Source organism: Verrucomicrobia bacterium CG1_02_43_26 (assembly GCA_001872735.1).
GTDB lineage: Bacteria > Verrucomicrobiota > Verrucomicrobiia > Opitutales > CG1-02-43-26 > CG1-02-43-26.
On record MNWT01000013.1, the window covers coordinates 1 to 19,244 of the forward strand.

General features: G+C 44.2%; 17 protein-coding genes. 10 read left to right on the forward strand and 7 right to left on the reverse strand.

Features of this window, described 5'->3' with window-relative positions:
* Both AUJ82_04205 and AUJ82_04210 read left to right on the forward strand, forming a co-directional pair.
* On the forward strand, window positions 1-865 hold an 865-nt coding region (locus AUJ82_04205), incomplete at its 5' end, for a hypothetical protein (protein OIO59765.1).
* Window positions 866-990: 125 nt separating this feature from the next.
* Complete coding sequence (locus tag AUJ82_04210) at window positions 991-2,445, forward strand: hypothetical protein (GenBank protein ID OIO59766.1); 1,455 nt, start codon at window positions 991-993, stop codon at window positions 2,443-2,445.
* Window positions 2,446-2,509: 64 nt separating this feature from the next.
* Here AUJ82_04210 and AUJ82_04215 read toward each other — a convergent pair whose 3' ends face one another.
* Window positions 2,510-2,959, reverse strand: a complete 450-nt coding sequence (locus AUJ82_04215; GenBank protein OIO59767.1) for a hypothetical protein — start codon at window positions 2,957-2,959, stop codon at window positions 2,510-2,512.
* A 180-nt stretch (window positions 2,960-3,139) separates the two neighbouring features.
* On the opposite strand from AUJ82_04215, the gene AUJ82_04220 reads away from it, so the two are divergent.
* Window positions 3,140-5,050: a hypothetical protein gene (locus AUJ82_04220; GenBank protein OIO59768.1), complete on the forward strand. Its 1,911-nt coding sequence runs from the start codon at window positions 3,140-3,142 to the stop codon at window positions 5,048-5,050.
* 591 nt (window positions 5,051-5,641) lie between these two features.
* A complete protein-coding gene (locus AUJ82_04225) occupies window positions 5,642-6,460 on the forward strand; it encodes a hypothetical protein (GenBank protein OIO59769.1) in 819 nt (272 codons plus the stop codon).
* On the opposite strand, the gene AUJ82_04230 is transcribed toward AUJ82_04225, so the two are convergent.
* From AUJ82_04230 to AUJ82_04240, 3 genes are all read right to left on the reverse strand, one after another.
* Window positions 6,446-7,576, reverse strand: a complete 1,131-nt coding sequence (locus tag AUJ82_04230) for a response regulator (GenBank protein OIO59770.1) — start codon at window positions 7,574-7,576, stop codon at window positions 6,446-6,448. The two genes, AUJ82_04225 and AUJ82_04230, sit on opposite strands and share 15 nt — an antisense overlap.
* 12 nt (window positions 7,577-7,588) lie before the next feature.
* The gene (locus AUJ82_04235; protein ID OIO59771.1) at window positions 7,589-8,125 is read right to left on the reverse strand and encodes a hypothetical protein; all 537 of its coding nucleotides are present in this window, start codon (window positions 8,123-8,125) and stop codon (window positions 7,589-7,591) included.
* Window positions 8,126-8,226: 101 nt separating this feature from the next.
* Complete coding sequence (locus AUJ82_04240) at window positions 8,227-9,621, reverse strand: sigma-54-dependent Fis family transcriptional regulator (protein ID OIO59772.1); 1,395 nt, start codon at window positions 9,619-9,621, stop codon at window positions 8,227-8,229.
* Window positions 9,622-9,828: 207 nt separating this feature from the next.
* On the opposite strand from AUJ82_04240, the gene AUJ82_04245 reads away from it, so the two are divergent.
* From AUJ82_04245 to AUJ82_04265, 5 genes are all read left to right on the forward strand, one after another.
* Window positions 9,829-10,413 carry a hypothetical protein gene (locus AUJ82_04245; protein ID OIO59773.1) on the forward strand — a complete coding sequence of 195 codons (585 nt, stop codon included), beginning with the start codon at window positions 9,829-9,831 and terminating at the stop codon, window positions 10,411-10,413.
* A 73-nt stretch (window positions 10,414-10,486) separates the two neighbouring features.
* Window positions 10,487-11,038 carry a hypothetical protein gene (locus AUJ82_04250; GenBank protein OIO59774.1) on the forward strand — a complete coding sequence of 184 codons (552 nt, stop codon included), beginning with the start codon at window positions 10,487-10,489 and terminating at the stop codon, window positions 11,036-11,038.
* Window positions 11,025-12,347, forward strand: a complete 1,323-nt coding sequence (locus AUJ82_04255) for a hypothetical protein (protein OIO59775.1) — start codon at window positions 11,025-11,027, stop codon at window positions 12,345-12,347. The genes AUJ82_04250 and AUJ82_04255 overlap by 14 nt, the downstream gene beginning before the upstream one ends.
* Before the next feature lie 55 nt (window positions 12,348-12,402).
* Window positions 12,403-12,813, forward strand: a complete 411-nt coding sequence (locus tag AUJ82_04260; protein OIO59776.1) for a hypothetical protein — start codon at window positions 12,403-12,405, stop codon at window positions 12,811-12,813.
* Window positions 12,797-13,558, forward strand: a complete 762-nt coding sequence (locus tag AUJ82_04265; GenBank protein OIO59777.1) for a hypothetical protein — start codon at window positions 12,797-12,799, stop codon at window positions 13,556-13,558. The genes AUJ82_04260 and AUJ82_04265 overlap by 17 nt, the downstream gene beginning before the upstream one ends.
* Before the next feature lie 5 nt (window positions 13,559-13,563).
* Here the strand turns inward: AUJ82_04265 and AUJ82_04270 are convergent, their stop codons facing one another.
* On the reverse strand, window positions 13,564-15,420 hold the full coding sequence (locus AUJ82_04270; GenBank protein ID OIO59778.1) for a molecular chaperone HtpG: 1,857 nt from the start codon (window positions 15,418-15,420) through the stop codon (window positions 13,564-13,566).
* Between the two features lie 84 nt (window positions 15,421-15,504).
* Here AUJ82_04270 and AUJ82_04275 point away from each other — a divergent pair, with 84 nt between their 5' ends.
* On the forward strand, window positions 15,505-16,158 hold the full coding sequence (locus AUJ82_04275; protein ID OIO59779.1) for a hypothetical protein: 654 nt from the start codon (window positions 15,505-15,507) through the stop codon (window positions 16,156-16,158).
* On the opposite strand, the gene AUJ82_04280 is transcribed toward AUJ82_04275, so the two are convergent.
* Window positions 16,155-17,978, reverse strand: coding sequence for an SLC13 family permease (locus AUJ82_04280; protein OIO59780.1), 1,824 nt, complete (start codon window positions 17,976-17,978; stop codon window positions 16,155-16,157). The two genes, AUJ82_04275 and AUJ82_04280, sit on opposite strands and share 4 nt — an antisense overlap.
* Window positions 17,979-18,036: 58 nt before the next feature.
* Window positions 18,037-19,239 carry a hypothetical protein gene (locus AUJ82_04285; protein OIO59781.1) on the reverse strand — a complete coding sequence of 401 codons (1,203 nt, stop codon included), beginning with the start codon at window positions 19,237-19,239 and terminating at the stop codon, window positions 18,037-18,039.
* Between the last annotated feature and the right edge of the window lie 5 nt (window positions 19,240-19,244).

Consider the following 19,244-nt stretch of genomic DNA (forward strand, 5'->3'; position numbering starts at 1 on the left):
CGAAATTCGGCTCCAAAAAGAAAGTCAAATTAACCCAATAATGTTTCACTTCACGGTCTTTGGTGTTATAGCCCGCTTGTTGGGTATTTACAAAAGGGGGGTTGAAAATACCACCAAAATCCAAGTCACACACAACACATTTGCACTACCCAGCCTGCCCGAACATTTTGAAAACTACAAAATCCTGCATTTATCAGATCTGCACGCCGATCTTTGCCAGCATGTCACGCCTTACATCATTGAAAAACTCGCCCCATTAGAATACGACCTCTGCGTGATTACGGGCGACTTCATAACAAAGCATCTTAAGAAAACAGAGCTCGCCCTGGCACAGCTAGAGAAAATACTTCTGCATATTAAAGTCCCCTGCCTTGGGGTTTTAGGCAACCATGATAAATTGGAAATCGTCCCCAAACTAGAAGCATTGGGCATGCAGGTACTTCTCAATGAGGTAAAAACAATCGAAAAAGCCGGCCAACAAATTTACATAGCCGGCGTAGATGATCCCAGCTACTTTCAAACAAGCAATATCCCTAAGGTCGCTAACACCATCCCCCCAGGAGCATGCTCGATTCTCCTAGCCCACTCTACCTGTATCTTTAATGACGCCGAACACCACGGATTCGATATACTGCTTGCCGGCCACTGCCACGGTGGTCAACTCTGTTTACCGGGAGGCATTTCCGTTATAAACAACTCTAGAAGCCCAAAATACATGGTACAAGGCGCTTGGCAATACGGAGGCCTAAAAGGATATACCTCTAGCGGCCTTGGTTGCTGCGGTCTCCCCCTGCGGTACAACTGCCCTCCTGAAATAGTTGTACATACACTAGTTTCCAGCTCGCTTCGGAAGAATAGCTGCTAAAAAGTTCTAAGCAAAGGGGTTACTTCAGCGTTGTTTAATTTAATTGACGCGGTAAATACAGTTTGTTACTTTTCACTCACTGTATTTGATTCAACTCAGTAAACAACTCTATTGATATATATGATATGAAAAGAAATCAGACTGCTACTGCCGGTACCCCTGCTCCGAAAAAAGCAAACATCTACCTCATCGGAACAATAGCTGCCATAGCTGGCTTGTTATTTGGTTTTGATACCGGAGTTATCTCTGGTGCTCAAGAATTCATCTTTAAAACCTTTGAATTAAAAAATGACGCTGGTCTGGCCAGTGAAGCAACACGTGGCTTTGTTGTCTCCGCTGTTCCTCTTGGCGCTCTTTTAGGTGCTTTAATGAGTGGCTTTTTTGCCCGCACATTAGGCAGAAAGCGCAGTATCCTATTTACTGCAATCGTTTTTCTAGGAGGTACATTATGCGCAGCGTTTGCCCCTAACTTAGAAAGCGTTGTCTTAGGCCGCTTACTGATGGGTCTAGCAATCGGTATCTCAGCGATGGTCGCCCCCATGTACCTCAGCGAGGTTTCGCCCCCACAAGTGCGTGGCACGATCATATTCATGTTCCAGCTCGCGATTACGCTTGGTTTATTAGCCGCTTTTGCAATTAACCTATGGTTCTCGCACTCCATACAAGACTTTACGATGAACTGGCGTTGGATGTTTGGCGTTGGAGTTGTTCCCGCTTTAATACTCTTTTTCGGCATGCTTTTTATGCCATGCAGCCCCCGTTGGCTCCATCTCAAAGGCCGTGTAAACGAAGCCCAAAAGGTGCTACAGAATCTTTTAGGAAAATCAGATGTTTCTAAGGAAATGGCTGAAATTAAAGTAAGTGTCCAGGGTGAAGGCCGTAGTGGATCTTTCTTGCAACTCTTTAAAAAACCATTACTCCCATTACTCGCTGTTTCTTTCGGGTTGTTTGTATTCCAACAACTCAGCGGCATTAATGCGATCATGTACTATGGTCCTCAAGTTTTTGCCAAAGCCGGTTTCGGTGAATCCACCAAGTACCTAGCTCAGTTCTTTATGGGTCTTACAAATGTTGTAGCAACGCTCTTTGGCGTCTGGGTAGTGGATAAAATTGGCCGCAGACCCCTCCTGTCCATCGGGTTTATCGGCATGATCGCCTGTTTAGGCATATTAGGTTTCTTATTAAAGTCTGGCAGCGGAGAATATCCATTCCTTGCTCTTGCTTCAATATTGCTCTTTATCGTATTCTTCGCGATCAGCCTTGGCGGAGTTCCCTACATCATGATGTCCGAGGTTTTCCCGTTAAAAGCACGTGCCTCCGGCATGGCCATCGCAAGCTGCGCAAACTGGGGCTTTAATATGCTCGTTTCTTTCTCGTTCGGCATCTTGGTTACCGCAATGGGCAACATGGGCAATGTTTTCATGCTCTATGCTTCCTGCACCATGGTCGGCTTCATCTTCGCTTGGTATATGGTTCCGGAAACCAAAAACCGCCAGTTGGAAGAATTGGAGCAGAATCTATATGCGGGCAAGCCTGTGCGTCGATTGGGTGACCAAATTAGTAGGCCTGCGGATGTGTAATTTCGATATATATAAAAAACAAAAAAGCCTCACTTATAAGTGAGGCTTTTTTGTTTTAAGTCGTTTAGGAATCGGAATTACCTTTTAATAAATTAGGTACATTTTGACCGGACTTGTTTATAAATTCCTCTTTAACCGTTTCAGGGTTAGTGGGTTTTGAGAAAACGCCGCCTCCTCTTAAAATTGCGTTAATATCGACACTCGGCTGACTACCAACTTCTTTGGATAAGTTCTTGATATCCCGACTATCGAGATCTTCAAAATTGTTAATTTTCTCTTTAATAATGTCGCTTTGCATTAGACTATTGGCCGCGGCGCCAAACTGCTGCTGTAATGACTGGAAGAGGAATTCTCGGTGGTTTTGCTTTAATGTGTTTATCTCTTCTTTGAGGTGTTTAACATTTTTTAAAACAGGGTCTTTGTTTATATTCTTCGCATTCTCACCAATCTTATTTAAATAAGATGTACTGTAGAATCCTTTACTTAAACTGTTTGGTATTTTATTGCTAGGCATGGCTTGATCTTTAGTTAATTTTTCCGTTTATAGCTTTAAGTTATAACAGAATACTGCAATTGTCAAATTAATATGAATTATATACCTAGACATAAGCAATCGGCACACATTCCACAATACGGAAACAGTGAAATAAACTATTTACGCGAGCCCAGAGTTTGGTCAAGATGGGTGAGCATTATGGCAAAAATACAAATACTACCGGACCATGTAGCTAATCAGATCGCTGCAGGCGAAGTGATTGAGCGACCAGCAGCTGTAGTTAAGGAACTTGTAGAAAATAGTATTGATGCAGGCGCTAGCCGAATCAACGTGGAGTTTCGCAATGGGGGAAAGAGTTACCTATTGATAGAAGATGACGGGCATGGCATGACCCGGGATGATGCGTTATTATCACTAGAAAGGCATGCTACGAGTAAGATAAAGGACATAAATGATGTTATGGCCATTATGAGTTTTGGATTTCGAGGGGAAGCGTTGCCCTCTATTGCCAGCGTTTCCCGATTCACCCTGAGAACAAAGACAAAAAACGATGCATGTGGCTCAGAAACCTTTGTGAACGCGGGCAAAATCGTACATCAACGGGAATACGGTATGCCGACCGGCACACGGATCGAGGTTTCGCATTTATTTAACAGCGTGCCCGCGCGCCGCAAGTTCATGAAGACGGACAACACGGAAGCCGCGCACATAATCCATTTAGTGCGCCTATACGCCCTCGCCCACCCCAAAATTGCCTTCACCCTGAAAGAAAATGACCGCGTACTTTTTAAGTCCCCCAGGCATTCGAACATGAAAGACCGCATAGCGGATATTTGGAACAAAAAATTGAGCCAAGAACTCATACCTGTTGACGTAGACGAAAGCGGCCTGCGATTACACGGCTACGTCGGTAAACCCGGTATCTGCCGAGCCACCCGAGGAGAACTTATCACACTCGTAAACAACCGTCCCGTAGACAGCAGAACCCTTTCCTATGCTATCATAGAGAGTTTTCATACATACATCCCCAAAGGGAAATACCCTGTAGCCTTTCTCTTCCTGGAAATTAACCCTAAAAGCGTGGACGTGAACGTACACCCCGCCAAACGAGAAATAAGATTTCGGGAAGAAGCCCTCGTGCGACAATTTGCAATACAATCCCTCTTGAAGTCTTTAAAAGAACACACCACAAATAGCCTCCAAGCGGTTAGATTCCCTTTAGAAAATCCAGAGAGCAGCCCTGTATTCCAGAAAAACTCGCTTCCAGAGCCTATTACGCGCCCAACACCCGCCATTCGCCCTGTAAAACAAACACTTGCCTCAAGCGAGCCAATATCAAAAAACACGACTATTACCCCTGAAGCACCCGTTATTCATTCATCAAGGGCAACAGTAACCCCCTCACCCCAAAAGCCATTAGAACGCCAAAAGGATACCGAAAGAGCCACTCCGGTAAGCATAGCATATTCACCAAAACCTGATAACTCCCTCGACACCGCTTTCATTCAAGAGCTTACCCCCTCGAAAAAGCGCGATTGGCGCTATATGGGAACATTAAAAGACAACCGAGCCTTATTTGAAACACCCTCTGGCCTTTTGATCCTTAATTACAAAAGCGCCCACGAGCGGATATGGTTTGAGCGCCTGCAATCGACCCTTTCTAGTCAAAAAACAGCAAGCCAACAGCTATTAATCCCCCAACCCATTCACTTTGATGCACTTACAGGACCCATCATTGAGGAAAGCCTAGCATTTTTCAATGAAATCGGCTTTAAACTCGAGCTATTTGGGCGAAATTTTTACCGCATAGAAGCCATTCCAGACTGGCTTGAGCCTAATGCCGCAGAAGTCTTTTTGCGCGATCTGGTTGCCCTCATCAAAGAAAAAGGCCTTGTTCCCTCTAAAAAAGGCGCATTTTATGAAGAGCTATCCCGGATGGCCACTGCCAAAGCGATCCGTTTCGATAATAAGCCCAGCGAACAAGCCTTAATCAGCTTAATTGATGAATTAATGCGTTGTGAAAACCCATTAGCGTGCCCTAAAGGTAAGCCCACGTTTATAGAACTTAGCCACGGCGATTTAGACAAACGCTTTCAAAAAGGCATGTAAAAAGCCGCTGACTCAACTTCATGCCTTAAGTTCTTCTGTGCCTTGATTTTTTGTATTGATTTATACATAGCGGGACGTTCAGTTCTGTGATAAATTATACATATTTAGACTGACGACCTCGGTACAGCGGATCGATGGTTTGTTTTTTATTAAAGATTATATTTTCGTTTTCTAACCCTTATTAAGCACCAATTGACGTTTATTTGATATTTATTTAGCCATTTTCTGCACACTAATTCACCATTAAAATGGCCGTTTGTTTCACCTGAAACAAAAAATGGGGAATTAGGTGATCAAACGATCACCAGCACTACACCCCATGATATTCTTGATTCGAGTAACCTGGTAAGTAATGGCCAATGACCGCATCTCGAATGATTTTGTGATGGCGGTTGTAATGAATTGAGGTGTTTGTTGGATCGGCGGTTGGGGCCCGTTTGGTGTTGGGCCCGCCTACGCCAAGGCTTTGGCGGACACTCTTAGCTCTAGTCTCGCTGCGCTCGAAGAGCTAAGGTGGAATTCGAGTTTTAATCATTACCAGATTGAACACCCGTTGAAATCGCTATACGGTTGTAGGGAACAAGAAGATTGATGAGAGAGAACATAATACAAAGCCGGCAAAACCCATTAGTGAAGCATGTAGTGAAGCTATGGGAAGCCAGAAGCCGTAAAAAGCACGGGCAGTTTCTGCTCGAAGGATGCCGCGAATTACAATGCGCCATAAACAATGCTATTGCTATCGAACAGCTCTTGTATTGCCCGGATCTCTTTAGCTCCGAAGCTTGCCCTCTTTTGGTAGAAAAGGCAAAGAACAGCAATAAAATCACTGCGACAGAAGTCACAAAAGATGTCTTTGAAAAAATGTCTTACCGGGAAGGGCCTGATGGGTTATTAGCCATCGCAAAACAAGAATACAAAGGGTTAGACGCGATTAAATTAAGCGAAAAGCCCCTCCTGTTAGTTGCGGAAGGCATCGAGAAACCCGGCAATTTAGGAGCCCTTATAAGGACAGCGGAAGCCGTTGGCTGCGATGCCTTAATCCTAACCAATAGCGCCATAGACCTCTACAACCCAAACGTGATAAGATCCTCACAAGGGCTAGTATTTTCCTTACCCGTAATAACAACAGAAAATGAAAGCGCAAACCGTTTCCTAACAGAGCATGGCATACAAGCACTCGCAACGACACCGCATTGCGACACACCGTATTGGGAAAAAGACTACAATAAAGCCAGTGCGATCATGATCGGCAGCGAAAAAGACGGCCTGAGTGATTTTTGGTTAAAAAGCGAGCACGCGGAACCCATTACTATTCCGCATTCAGGGCAAGCAGATTCGTTAAACGCCGGGATAGCTGCTGCGGTTGTGCTCTTTGAAGTACAACGGCAAAGAAATTTACGCGCTCACTAAATTTTCTTTAGCATCATCGATACTATTAAAGAAAGTCCAATCCTTGGACTCCTCATAGGACTGACATTGCTCAGCAAGGGCAGGCGTACCCACCATGGCAAACGGCAATGTGAGCTCATTACAAATCTCCATTGCCTGAAGCAAGATCTTTATGGTTTCGACATCAATGTTATTGAGTTCATGGATATCGAATATAGCACGACTTAACCCTGCGTCGACCGCTTCGGAAATTTTAGGCGTCAAATAATGGTTCATCGCACTCACTGCGATCGGCGACATACTTTTTGGAAATCGGATAATGAGCAGACTACCCTCTGTTTTAAAGTATCGAGGAGACGTATCCAGCTTAAGCGATTTAGCAATTTTATTTTCCAGATCCTCGAAATCGATTGGTTTAGCGACGATGGCCGTAAAACCTGTTTGCTGGGCTTGCTGTTGTTCCGCCATAGCTGTTTTAACCGCCAAACCAAATACAGGAACGTACTTTGTTTTGAGATTAGAGCGTAGGATACGAAAAAGATTAAACGCGCCCTCCTCTGGAAGCGCCAAGTTTATAATAATCAAATCCGGAGTCAGACCTTGGCACTTATCTAATGCCTCGCCCGTTGTACTGGCTGAAGTAACCTTCCAAGGGCTTCCCGCAAAGTAATCCTCCATCTGTTTAACAATGACCGGCTTATCATCCACGACAAGAATGTTGCAAACATCATCAATTGTTTTTTGTTTAACCTTTTGGCTATCAGAAAGACGTATATTGACCACGCGACTCACCTTTTCGATCAACACATCCTCCTTAAAAGGCTTTACGATGTAATCCCGAATGCCGATTTTTGCAATTTTAAGCACATTTTCCCGACCTGCTTCTGCAGTGAGCATGATGATGGGAATTGCCTTGAGATTGCTATCCGACTTAATCTTCGTGAGCATTTCCACGCCATCCATAATAGGCATGGTAACATCCAGAAGAATGAGGTCCGGAACCTCCTTACTTGCCGCAGCAAGCCCCTCCACACCGTTAGCAGCCTCTATGATAGTGACATCGTAGTTCACGAAGGCCTTCTTAACGATAATTCGTACGGCCTTGGAATCATCAACTGTGAGAATTTTCAAACGCATGGGTAAAAAGTGTTATTCAACAGGTTTAATTAAAAGGTCTGCCACGTAAGGTTTATTAAAGGCTTCGAACTCGTAGCAACGCCGAATAACAGGACTATTCGGTGGAGATTCGATAGAAAAGTCATTTCCCCGCAAAATAGAAGGGATGGTGAGCCGGCAATTGTAGCCCATGTCACATAATTTATTTTTAAACGTACCCACGATCATGTTGGTGAGCTCTCCGAGAGCATCATTAATGGCATCATGATCATTTCGGTCAACCTCCTCGTAGCTACTCCCTAGGAGGGAAGCTGTTAATTGGATGGAAAGGTTTTCTTCAAGATAAAGGAATACAACCCCATTAATGTTACCGATAAAGCCGACTGAACTAGCAATCAAAGGCTCGGTTGTGTTAATAGGTTTTAACGGGGGCGCTTTGGGCGTGAGCGGAAACGGAATTGCGCGCTTAAAATTAATTTTCGTCATTAACATTGTGGAGAACACCTTTTCAATGGAATCCGTAATCATGTCCTGAATGATCGTATCTGAAAAAGGTATCGTTGTTTCCATAGTTAATTGGGGTTGAGAATACTAAAGAAGGGGTAGTGTATCCGTTATTGGGATTAAGTGTTAAGACACGAGGCTAACATAGTGAATTTCTAAGCCAAAGATCATGAAGACGCAACCACTTTTTCATTAGCCAAGCCATAGGATTTTAATTTTGCGCGCAGCTCCTTTGCTGAGAGATCGAGGATTTCGGCAGCCTGAGTGACATTATTATCCGTGCTTTTAAGAATGGACGCAATGTACTCACGCTCCATCTCCTTCAAAGGAAGTTGTTGGCCTGTCGCGGAAACCTCCTCAGGCATCTCGGAAAAAATTGGAGCCTTAGATTGACCTACCTGCAACGTAAGCCCCAAGCTGTTTGCCTGCACCGGTTTATTGTTTTCCGATAAAATGACAGCGCGTTCGATGGTATTTTGAAGCTCACGCACATTACCCGGCCAAGTGTGGGCTCGGAGAACACTCAAGGCCTCCTTGGTGTAACCCGGAATCGTGAGGTTGTGTTTTTGAGAAAATTTTCCAAGAAACTCATCGGCCAACAACAAGACATCGTCTCCGCGATCTCTCAGCGGAGGAACCTCTATGGGAAAGACATTGAGACGGTAGTATAAGTCCTCACGAAAGCGATCATGCTTGACCTGCTCCAGCAAATTACGATTTGTGGTTGCGATGACCCGCACATCGACATGGATTGTTTGATTACCCCCTACCCGCTCAAACTCACGCTCCTGAAGAACACGCAAAAGTTTAGCCTGAAGGTGTAGCGAGATTTCACTGATCTCGTCTAGCAAAATAGTCCCCTGATTAGCGAGCTCGAACCTACCCTCTCTACGCTGAGACGCGCCTGTAAAAGCCCCCTTTTCGTGCCCAAAGAACTCACTTTCCATTAACGTTTCCGAGATAGCCGCGCAATTAACCTTAATAAAAGGCTGTTTATCGCGGGAACTCAGTCTGTAAAGATCCTGAGCCACAAGCTCTTTTCCGGTGCCATTTTCACCCGTTATCAAAACCGTTGCCTCTGTTGCCGCGACCTTTTTGACCATCTCCTTCAGCCGAACCATGGCCTTACTTTCGCCAATGATGGTACTATCGCTTTGGAGCTCCTTGTTGTAAAATTGGTTTACACGAATGAGACGATTATAATTTTCAGCCTTATCGAGAATGACCTCAATGGCATCCAACGAAAATGGTTTTATGAGATAATCGAACGCCCCCTTGCGCATACACTCGACAGCGGATTCTATCGTGCCAAAACCTGTCATGATAACAACCATAGGGCTATCGGGCACTTGGGAAAGCTCCTCTAACAACTCTCGGCCGTCACCATCGGGAAGGCGCACATCCACAAAAATGAGATCAAAGTTATCTTTGGATAAGTACTTTCTAGCTTGCTCGATGGTAGAAGCGGTTGCGACGGTGTATTTCTTTTTACGCAACTGTTCTTCCAAACTTTTGCGGATAAACAGCTCGTCATCGAGGACTATAATTTTTTCAAAAGCCATATAGGGTAGCAGCTACAGATGGATCAGGAGTATTTGTTTACGCTACCACGAAAATGCAAAATTGACAATGGTTAATAGGAGTTTCTTGCCAAGAGAATGTAAAATTTTTAAAATAAATTTCAAGACCCCCAAAAGGACCTAAAGTAATGAAATTTAGCGCCGATTTGAGAGTTGGGAAAAATAACTGAATGAGACAGGAGAATATTAATGGAGGTCATTGGATCAGTCATCGCAAGACTTGGAAGTAAACGCTTGCCCTATAAGAACATTTTGCCGATTGGGGGCAAGCCTATGGTCATACACGGGGTGGAAACGTTGTTACGCTGCCCATCGATTGACTTGGTGGTTGTTTCCACGGAAAGCGAGTTAATCGAAGAGATCGTAAAGAGCGTTTTTGGAAATAACGATAAAGTAGTTTTCCACCGCCGGCCAAAAGAACTCGCAGAAGACAATGTGCCTTCGATGCCTGTCTTTCGAAATATCATCGAGCACTACCCCGCCCGGATACACGTGAACTACAACTATAATTTAGCCATTTGCGAGCCCATGGTAATCGAACGAGCCATCGAGCTTGCCAGAGAACATGAAGAGGCGCTCTCTGTTCCTTATGCCGCATGGGCGCAAACAAAGAATCGTATCTTGAATTATGAAGATCCCTGGAAGATTACCGCGCACCTATTTCAGGATAGTCGCGTGGAGGATTTGGATATACACACCGAAGCGGATCTTTTAAAAGCACATAAAATTCTGAATAAAAAAGCCGCACTCATCCCCCAAACACCCATGCCATGAACAGGGAAATATAAAATTTTTCTAAAAAGAGCTTTATTAAGCAAAAAAGTAGCCGACTTAATAGGGAGAATATATGTCATGGTTAAAAACAACGAGCCGGCTGCTATGGTTGGTGGTATTAGTGAGTATATTATTCTACCCGGATAATGTACAATCAAGATTGTTGTCTGGATCGTCCGATAAAACAACGAATATCCAGGAGCCTGTTCAGGATGCCGGGTATTTGGCGGACATCGGGCCAGTGCCGATTCGTTATGCAAAGCAGGAAGTGCCGTTTAATCGATTAGACCTCATTCCGTTGCCAGAAGTTAAAAAACCGAAACCGGAACCCACCGCACTGCCCACTCCCGCAGAAAAGCCGCCTGCACCGCTAGAATACACTGCTGGCAAAAATAGTTCTATTAACGCGGCCCCTGTTAGTGGCAATGTTACGACCAATGAGTTGCCTGCGACCAACAACAATAATAGCCTAAGCCCGGACGATATATTATTATTTCTTGAAAAAGATAGAAATAGCGATAAGACTGGTACCAATGATAAGGTAGTGCTTCCGTTTCGTTTACCGTTCCAGGATAGCAACGCGGCGCTCCCCCCTCCCAGCAAGGCTATTTATGAAAGGCAGTAGGATAAAAACCCCATTCCAGACGGTGCTTCACGGGATCGTTATCGGAACATTGTTGCTATTTTGTTTAACAGGAACGGCCGCTTTAGGGGCTCAAGCTGCAGATTCGCTATCAGTTGAAGTAAAAGACGAAGGTATGAGCTCGGTTAACAAGCCCGCGGCAGAAGAAGTTGAAGGCGATGCGGTGAGCCAACAAAAAACGGTTGATTTAGCAAATCAACCACCCATTCCGCATAAGAACAAGGGGGAATCCTTAATTAATCAAGCTCGCTTAGCCCTTAAAACGCAGGAATTAACCACAGCAGAAGAGCTTTTACTCGAGTCTTTAAAATACAAATTAACAGACGAGCAAAAGAGAGACGTCCTTTTAGAACTAGCCCTACTTTACGAGCGTATGGGAGTAACCTCTAAGATGGCAATGGTTTACGAGCGTTTCCTGAAAACCTTTCCCAGTGATGCCAACCGACCCCAGATCTATATTAGACTCGGACGGTTGTACCGCGAAATGGGCGCCTACGATATGGCCATTGACCGTTTTTATAACGTGATCAACATGTCCCTTGGGATTGATAGTGATCAAATGAAGCTATACCAATACCTGACCATGAAGGCGCAATTAGAGATTGCAGATACGTACTTCGTTACCGGTGATTACGAGAAGGCTATTAAATTATTTTCCCGCTTGCAGCTACTGGATTTAAGCCAAAAAGAACGCGAGCGCGTGAAGTTTAAAACAGCCTATGCGCATTATTTCCTGGAAAATTATCCGGCGGTGATGAACGAGCTTGAAGTATTTTTATCGGAATACCCCAATAGCCCATTAGCCGCAGAAGCCCACTTTATCTTGGCAAATACGTATAAGGCATTAAACCGCACCGGCTCTGCGATTAAAGAAGTGATGGTGCTCTTGCGTTACGATGAAATGAGTAATGAAGAAGATAAAGCCACCTGGATGTACTGGAAAAAGAGAACGGCCAATCAATTAGCAAATGATTTTTACGAGCAAGGTGATTACATGAGCGCGCTGAAAATATACCAAGCCATGGCTCCCCTAAACGCTGATCCGGAATGGCAATGGCCAATTATCTATCAAATTGGGCTTTGTTTCGAAAAGCTAAGGATGCTTCCGAAGGCCGAACAAGCTTATTCCCTTATCGCCGACAAAAGCCAATGGAAGAACACGAATTTCAAGATGACCGAGACCTTAAAGGCCATTTACGAAACGGCAGCCTGGCGACTTGAGCATTTGCGCTGGCAACTGAAAACAGAAACTCAGCTGGAAACCATCATTCGCCCACCGGACGCAGCTTAATAAGGTTGCGCTCAAGCGGGCATGTGACTTAAAATAAGGCTGAGCATAAAAAATTATGGCTATTGACCTCACCCTACAAAATCACATTACCCTGTGTGATGAAACGTATTCCCTGATGCTTGAAGAAAACAAGATTTTAAAAGAAACAGGAAGCATTCCCGAGGGCGAATTTTTAAAACGAAAGCAAAACTTGCTACTCCGGCTGGACGCTTCTGTTGAAGCTATCAAAGAGCTTAACTTAAAGGACTCTCCCAATGCCTACAAGTATGCGGATTTAATCAAAACCGCACAAAAAAAATTAATGAAAATATCCCTATTGGACAGGGAAAACGAGCAACTGTTTTTAAAGTGCAACGCTCAAGAGCATATCAAGTTATCCTCTCGCCCAAAGACCCCGGAAAGAATTCGCGCGCTCTACAAAAACGAACCTACCCCTATCTCTACTGATCATGAAAACCAGGAATGAAAACCCGCTTATTATCTCTTCTTTTCAATTATTAGATGCTAGTGAAAAATCGTTTTTAAAGGAATCGCAAAAAGACACTGACCTCTCCCTGTTTGAATTTGAAGTTAAGCGCATCGCAAATTTTTACGCAGATGGCACTATCTGCCAAATATATTGGAAAAATGCAGAAACGGGCAAAAATAGCCTTCTCGCCTCTATTGACATAAGAGAAACATCGCAAAAGAACCTGGATAATGCGGCAGCCGCTTTTCAAGCGATTCTCAGAAACAACACTGATTGCGAGACTTTTTTATGTCTTATTAGAGATGCGCATGACCTCCCTTTTGAAGCAGAAAAAATCGCATTACAGGCCAAGTTATTTGTTGTAAACGCATTAAAAAGCCTCTCACCAGATATTACTATTAGCGCTTCGCCAGAATCCATTCTGGAACAAATCAAGGCTCTGGATAAAAAGAAACAGGAATTTAAAAAATCCATTACCCCTGCCCCTAAGCAAAAAAAGGAAGAGGAGAGCTACGTTCCAAAGACCAAAGCAGAAAACTTGGCTAACGAATTACTAGGTAAACAATCATCCAATGACCCTGTAAACGTAGATCCTAATGACTTGATGAAGGACTTAATGGGGCAGCGGAATATTGCGCCTGAAGAGACAACAGCGGAAGAATCCCCCAACCAAGAAAAAGAGGAACCGGCCGAAGCAGATTCCCCTGCGGAAAATAGCCCTCCTAAAGAGGACAAAAGTTAATTACTTTATTGCTGAGCCGATAATTTCTCCAAAAGCGAATAGGTTCGCTGAATCATTTCTTTTGGATCCTCCAACAAGCCTGCCGCAACCATTGCGTTATCGTATAATTGAAAAGCGATTTCTTTAGCCAGCGCTTCGTTAGTCGTACGTAAAGCGGCCACATTTTTGATCAACGGATGCCTTGTGTTCAACTGAAGGTTAACGCTCGGGCTAGCATCAATGGGCTGCTTCATAGCCTTCATGATACGACGCATATTCGCAGTCATCATTTTATCTGAAGATAATGCGATGACCGGGCTACCCACTAAACGAGTACCGGCTTTAACACCCGCAACACGCTTATCCCCTAAGGTTTGCTTCATCCAGTCACACAAATCGGTAAACGCCTTTTCATCCATTGGCTGGCCCTCGGCCTGCTCGGGAGCATCATCGAGCTCGATGTCATCCTGGTCAATCGAGACAAGCTTTTTGCCCTCGAAAGCTTGGATGTGAGACATGACAAAATCGTCTACCGTTTCGAATAAATAAAGCACCTCTAAGCCCCTGGACTTAAACGCTTCCATATAAGGCCCGGCCTCGATTGCTTCTCTATTCTTGCCGACCATGTAGTAAATTTCCTTTTGATCCGGCTTCGCGCGCGAAAGATATTCAGGCAAGCTGGTAAGCTGCTCTTTATCTAACTGGGAGGACTCGTAGCGTAAAAGCGGAACCAGATGCTCTTTATTCATCGGGTCTGTAGTAATCCCCTCTTTGATAAAGTTATTAAACGTGTTCCAGAAAGTCGTATAGCCCTCCGGCTTCTTTTTTGCGAGCTCTTCTAAATGTTTGATAAAGCGCTTTGCGAGCACCTGATTGAGTTTTTGCACCAAAGCGGTGTCCTGCATGGACTCGCGGGAAATATTGAGCGGCAAATCCGCACTATCCACAACACCCTTCACGAAACGCATCCATTCCGGCAAAAGCCCCTTAGGTTCCGCATCAATCAAGACCTTCCGGCAATACAAGGCAACGGAAGGCTGTGTTAGCCCAAAGCCAAACTTCTCCATATTCTCTGTTGGCACAAAAAGAATGGCTTTGATATCCAAAGGCGCATCCGCACTAAAATGCAACCAAGAAAGCGGCTCATCAAATGCGTGCGCCTGAAATTTGTAAAACTCCTTATACTCTTCTTCCTTGATTTCATTTTTACCACGAAGCCAGAGAGCCTGTATGGTATTCACTTTAGTGCCGTTTAACGTGATAGGGAATTGAACAAAGCTGGAATAACGCTCAATGATTGATTTTACACGAGACTCGTTTGCAAAGTCCTTATACTCGTCCTTTAATTTGATAACAATTTTGCATCCACGGCGCTGACCTTCAGCATCTTCAATCGTGTAGCTATTTGAGCCGTCACAGGACCAATGGCATCCACTGGCATCTTTGTTAGCAGAGTGAGTATAGACATCCACGCTTTCAGCGACCATAAACGCACTGTAGAAACCGACCCCAAATTGACCAATGAGCGATTGATTATTTTCGCCCGCTTGTTTGATGGCTTCTAAAAATTTACGTGAACCGGAATGGGCAATGGTGCCCAGGTTTTCAATCAACTCATCACGCGTCATGCCTATACCAAAGTCCTGGATCGTGATGGTTCCTCCTGTTTCATCTGTAGATACATTTATTTCCAAATCCAAGTGATCCTCAAAGATCTCCTGTTGCTGAAGTTGAGCGTGGCGCAGCTTTTCCAGAGCGTCTGACGCGTTTGAAATGAGCTCACGAACGAAGATTTCTTTATCCGTATAAAGGGAATGGACTACGATATCCAGGACTTGTTTTACCTCTGCCTGAAACTCGTGTTTTTCTACTGTAGCTGCCATATAAACGTTATTGGGTTGAAATTAATCTATTCTAATGATGTTCTATCATAGTTTCTGAAATCAAAAAATCAAGTCCTTAGGGTAATGAAAATCTATAAATTGCCGACCAAAAAAGAATCTGCAGAGAACAATATGCGGGATGATCTGTATTTACTAGAGCTTGCGGGGGAAACAGGTGCTCTTTTTTTTCGCCATTATGAATGGACGGACAAAACCATTACCTATGGCAGATTTCAACAAGCAGAAGTTGTCCGGCACGCTACCCCACCCGAATATACAATCTACCAAAGGCCTACCGGCGGAGGCGTGGTTAACCATAGCAATGATTGGACGTACTCAATAATTGTTCCTGCCTCGCACCCCAAGTACCGCCAAAAAGCCACGGATCACTACAAAGAAGTCCACATGAGCATTACCGAAGCCCTTCGGGACATGGGCAAACAAACCATGCTCTATGAAGACACCTGTAATCCATGTGCCAAATCAGAACTTTCCCTCTGTTTTCAAAAACCGGCGCGCTACGATGTCGTTCTCAAAATAAACGGTCAAAAGATGGCCGGCGCCGCGCAAAAAAGAAGCAAATACGGCATATTGACACAAGGTTCCCTAGACAAAGCCATTTTCCCCGAATTAGATTGGGTACAATTTGAAGAAAAATTTTTAAATTATCTTGCCCAAAAACTTGAAACCGAAATAGAAGATACCACATGGGCTCAACTGGCGCTCAATCGAACTTAAAAAGGCCAGACCTTGGGAATAATAAACATACTGCCCGCGAAATAAATCAAATTCAAAGCAACGCCAATGCGAAAGAAATCGCTAAAACGGTAACCTCCAGCACCATATACGTATGTATTTGTTTGATACCCTACCGGTGTCGAAAAACTGGTTGATGCCGCAATTGTAACCGCAATAACAAACGGCCGAGGATCTACCCCAAGCGTTGCAGCAAAACCAATCGCAAAGGGAGCCATAAGTACAACCGTTGCGTTATTAGAAAGTACCTCTGTCAAAAAGGATGTACAGAGATAAATCACAATCAGAATGACCATTGGCTTCATCGCCTGGGATACCACACCGTCTGTAAGATTAATGATTCCGCCAGACAATAACCTGGCAAATCCTGTACTCTCCATACAAAGCCCCAAGACAAGCATGCCATATATAAGCATTAATATACGCCATTCAATCGCTTGGTAACCCTCTTTGGGCTTTAAGCAACCCGTAAGTAACAAAATAACCGTACCCACCAGGACCGCACCCACCATAGGCACATAGCCCAACGAAACCGTAGCAATAATAGCCGCCATAACCGATATGGCAATAGGCATTTTTTTACGCATATCCTTACCTGGCAAAGCAGGTCTATCTAAAAGAATAATATCGTCACCCCTACGAATATTATCAACGGCAACCTCTGTGCCCATAATCAAAAGAGTGTCACCAAACTGCAAGCGAACGGTACTGAGCTGATCACGCAAATTTATCCCCTTTCGATGAACCGCCATCAAGAGCACTTTTAGTCGATTACGAAAATTAATTTCACCAAGCGTTTTTCCCGCAAGAGAAGATTTGGGACCAATTACGCCCTCAACAATGACGGCCTCTTCTCCGGAAATTTGCTCCAGATCCATTTCACCGTGCCCAATTTTCTTAAGATCTATCCCCGCAACCGTATGGGCTCGCATAACGGCATCAGGCCGGCAGGCCAAGATGAGCCGATCGCCCTCTTCCATTACGATAGAGTTAAATCCAGATTCAATGGTCACGCCCCTGCGATTAATTTCGATTAAACGAATCCCATTGGCCTTCATCAAACCCGATTTTTCCATACTAACACCGGCCAAGGACGAGCCTGGGCGAACTAACGCTTCAACAATATACTCTTTGCGCTCATCATCTGAAAGGATAGACATAAGCGTCTCCCGCGCCGGTAATAGTTTATTTCCAAAAAGGGCAATATACCCCGCGCTAAAAATAAATAAGGGCCCGCCTACCCAAAGGAGTTCAAACATCCGCAAAGGCGGCATATAGTTTGCTTGCAGAATACCGCTTACTAAAACATTTGTGCTCGTGCCAATAGCGGTGCAACATCCCCCAAAGATAGACGCATAAGACAATGGAATCAGGAACTTCGAAGCAGGTGTATCCATCCGTTTTGCCAAACTTAATACAACGGGAAGAAAAATAACAACCACTGCGGTGTTGTTTAAAAAAGCTGAAATAACGGCTACGGTGATGATGAGCAAAAACAAAAAAGGCGCATATTTTAGCCGAGTCAATCTGCCCAACCCGGTAGCAATCACGTCAATAAAACCGCACTTTTCCAACGCCGCGCTGATTATGAACAAACCCGCGATGGTAATAGGCGCTTCATTCGCAAACACTTTGATAATGTCCGGAACATCAGGAAGTTTGTCCGAGCCCGTAATCATCGAAACCAACACGATAGCAGCCAAAACCGTCATAGAAGTGAGATCCGACGGTATTTTCTCAACTATAAAACTAACAAGCGCAAAAACAATTAAGGCTCCAATGAATATAATCTCCCAACTCATATCAATTTAGCAGATAAAATTCCCCAAAGAGTTATTTCTTCGCAACGCGAAAATATCTTTATTTTTTTGAATCATGAAATTCACTTTTCCGTTGTGTTCGCTCCCACTTATGGCCTACCTTGCCAAAAAGAATTTTAAAGTAGAGCGGGATTTTCCATAAAATAAAAACAGGAGCAACAAACAAATGCCCCCATACATGCAATGGGGCTCTACGTAAAATCAACCCTGAAAGCACATAAAAGCCACTTACGATTAAGGCTGTTAAAAAAATCTTAACCGCAAAAGAAGAAGCAATGAACGCCAATATCAATAGCCCGAAGTTCAACAAGAGCCAAATCGTGAGCGGCGGAAACAGCAAATCCAGCCAAGCTTCCAAATAAGCCCATTTCCCGGAACAGATAAACTTCTTCAACAACACAAAACATTCGCTGCGTATAAGGTGCCACCGGCCACCCTCCCATCTCATGCGTTGCGCCTGGGCTTGAGACATAAATACCGCCATCTCGGAATAAACTTTAGCCAAGGGGTTAAACTGCACCTTCACGCCTTCATCTAAAAGCAATAAACTAAACTCCAAGTCCTCCACAATCGATTTTGCCGGCCAGCCGGACTTGAGCACGACCTCTTTACTGAAGCCCACACCGTTGCCTTTCGGACCAGCTGTTCCGCCCAGAAAGTTACGCCCTTTGAGACGAATATAATTCACCAAATCGAAGGCGATCACACTCAGTGAAGTGCGCCAACTAGAAATTGGGTTAGAGACTCCATTAAAGGATTGTACAATCTTAACACCCTCCGCGGATAAACTTGAGGACATTTGAGACAAGAAATAGGGATCCACCACAGCATCTGCGTCAATCAGTATAATCGCTTCCTCTTCGGCAAAAATATCTTTTTTAGCGGTGAATAACCAATCTAGCGCCTGCCCTTTTCCAGGATTCAGGGGATCATCGCGTTCAACAACTTCAGCTCCTGCCTGGCGCGAAACTTCCGCGGTACGATCCGTACAGTTATCCGCCAGCACTATGATACGAAATTTATTGATAGGATAATAGGAGTCTTTGATCGATTGTATCACTTTTTCAATTTCACGCGCCTCATTGTACGCGGGGATAACAACCGCTAATTTTAATGGCGGCTTGGTGGGGTCACTTCGTCTTCGAAAAAAATAAGCGCCCACAGTCACAAGAAATAAGTATAGGGTAAATACAAATGACCAGAGCCCAAAAACAAAAAAGAATATATTCAATAAAAAATCCATATACC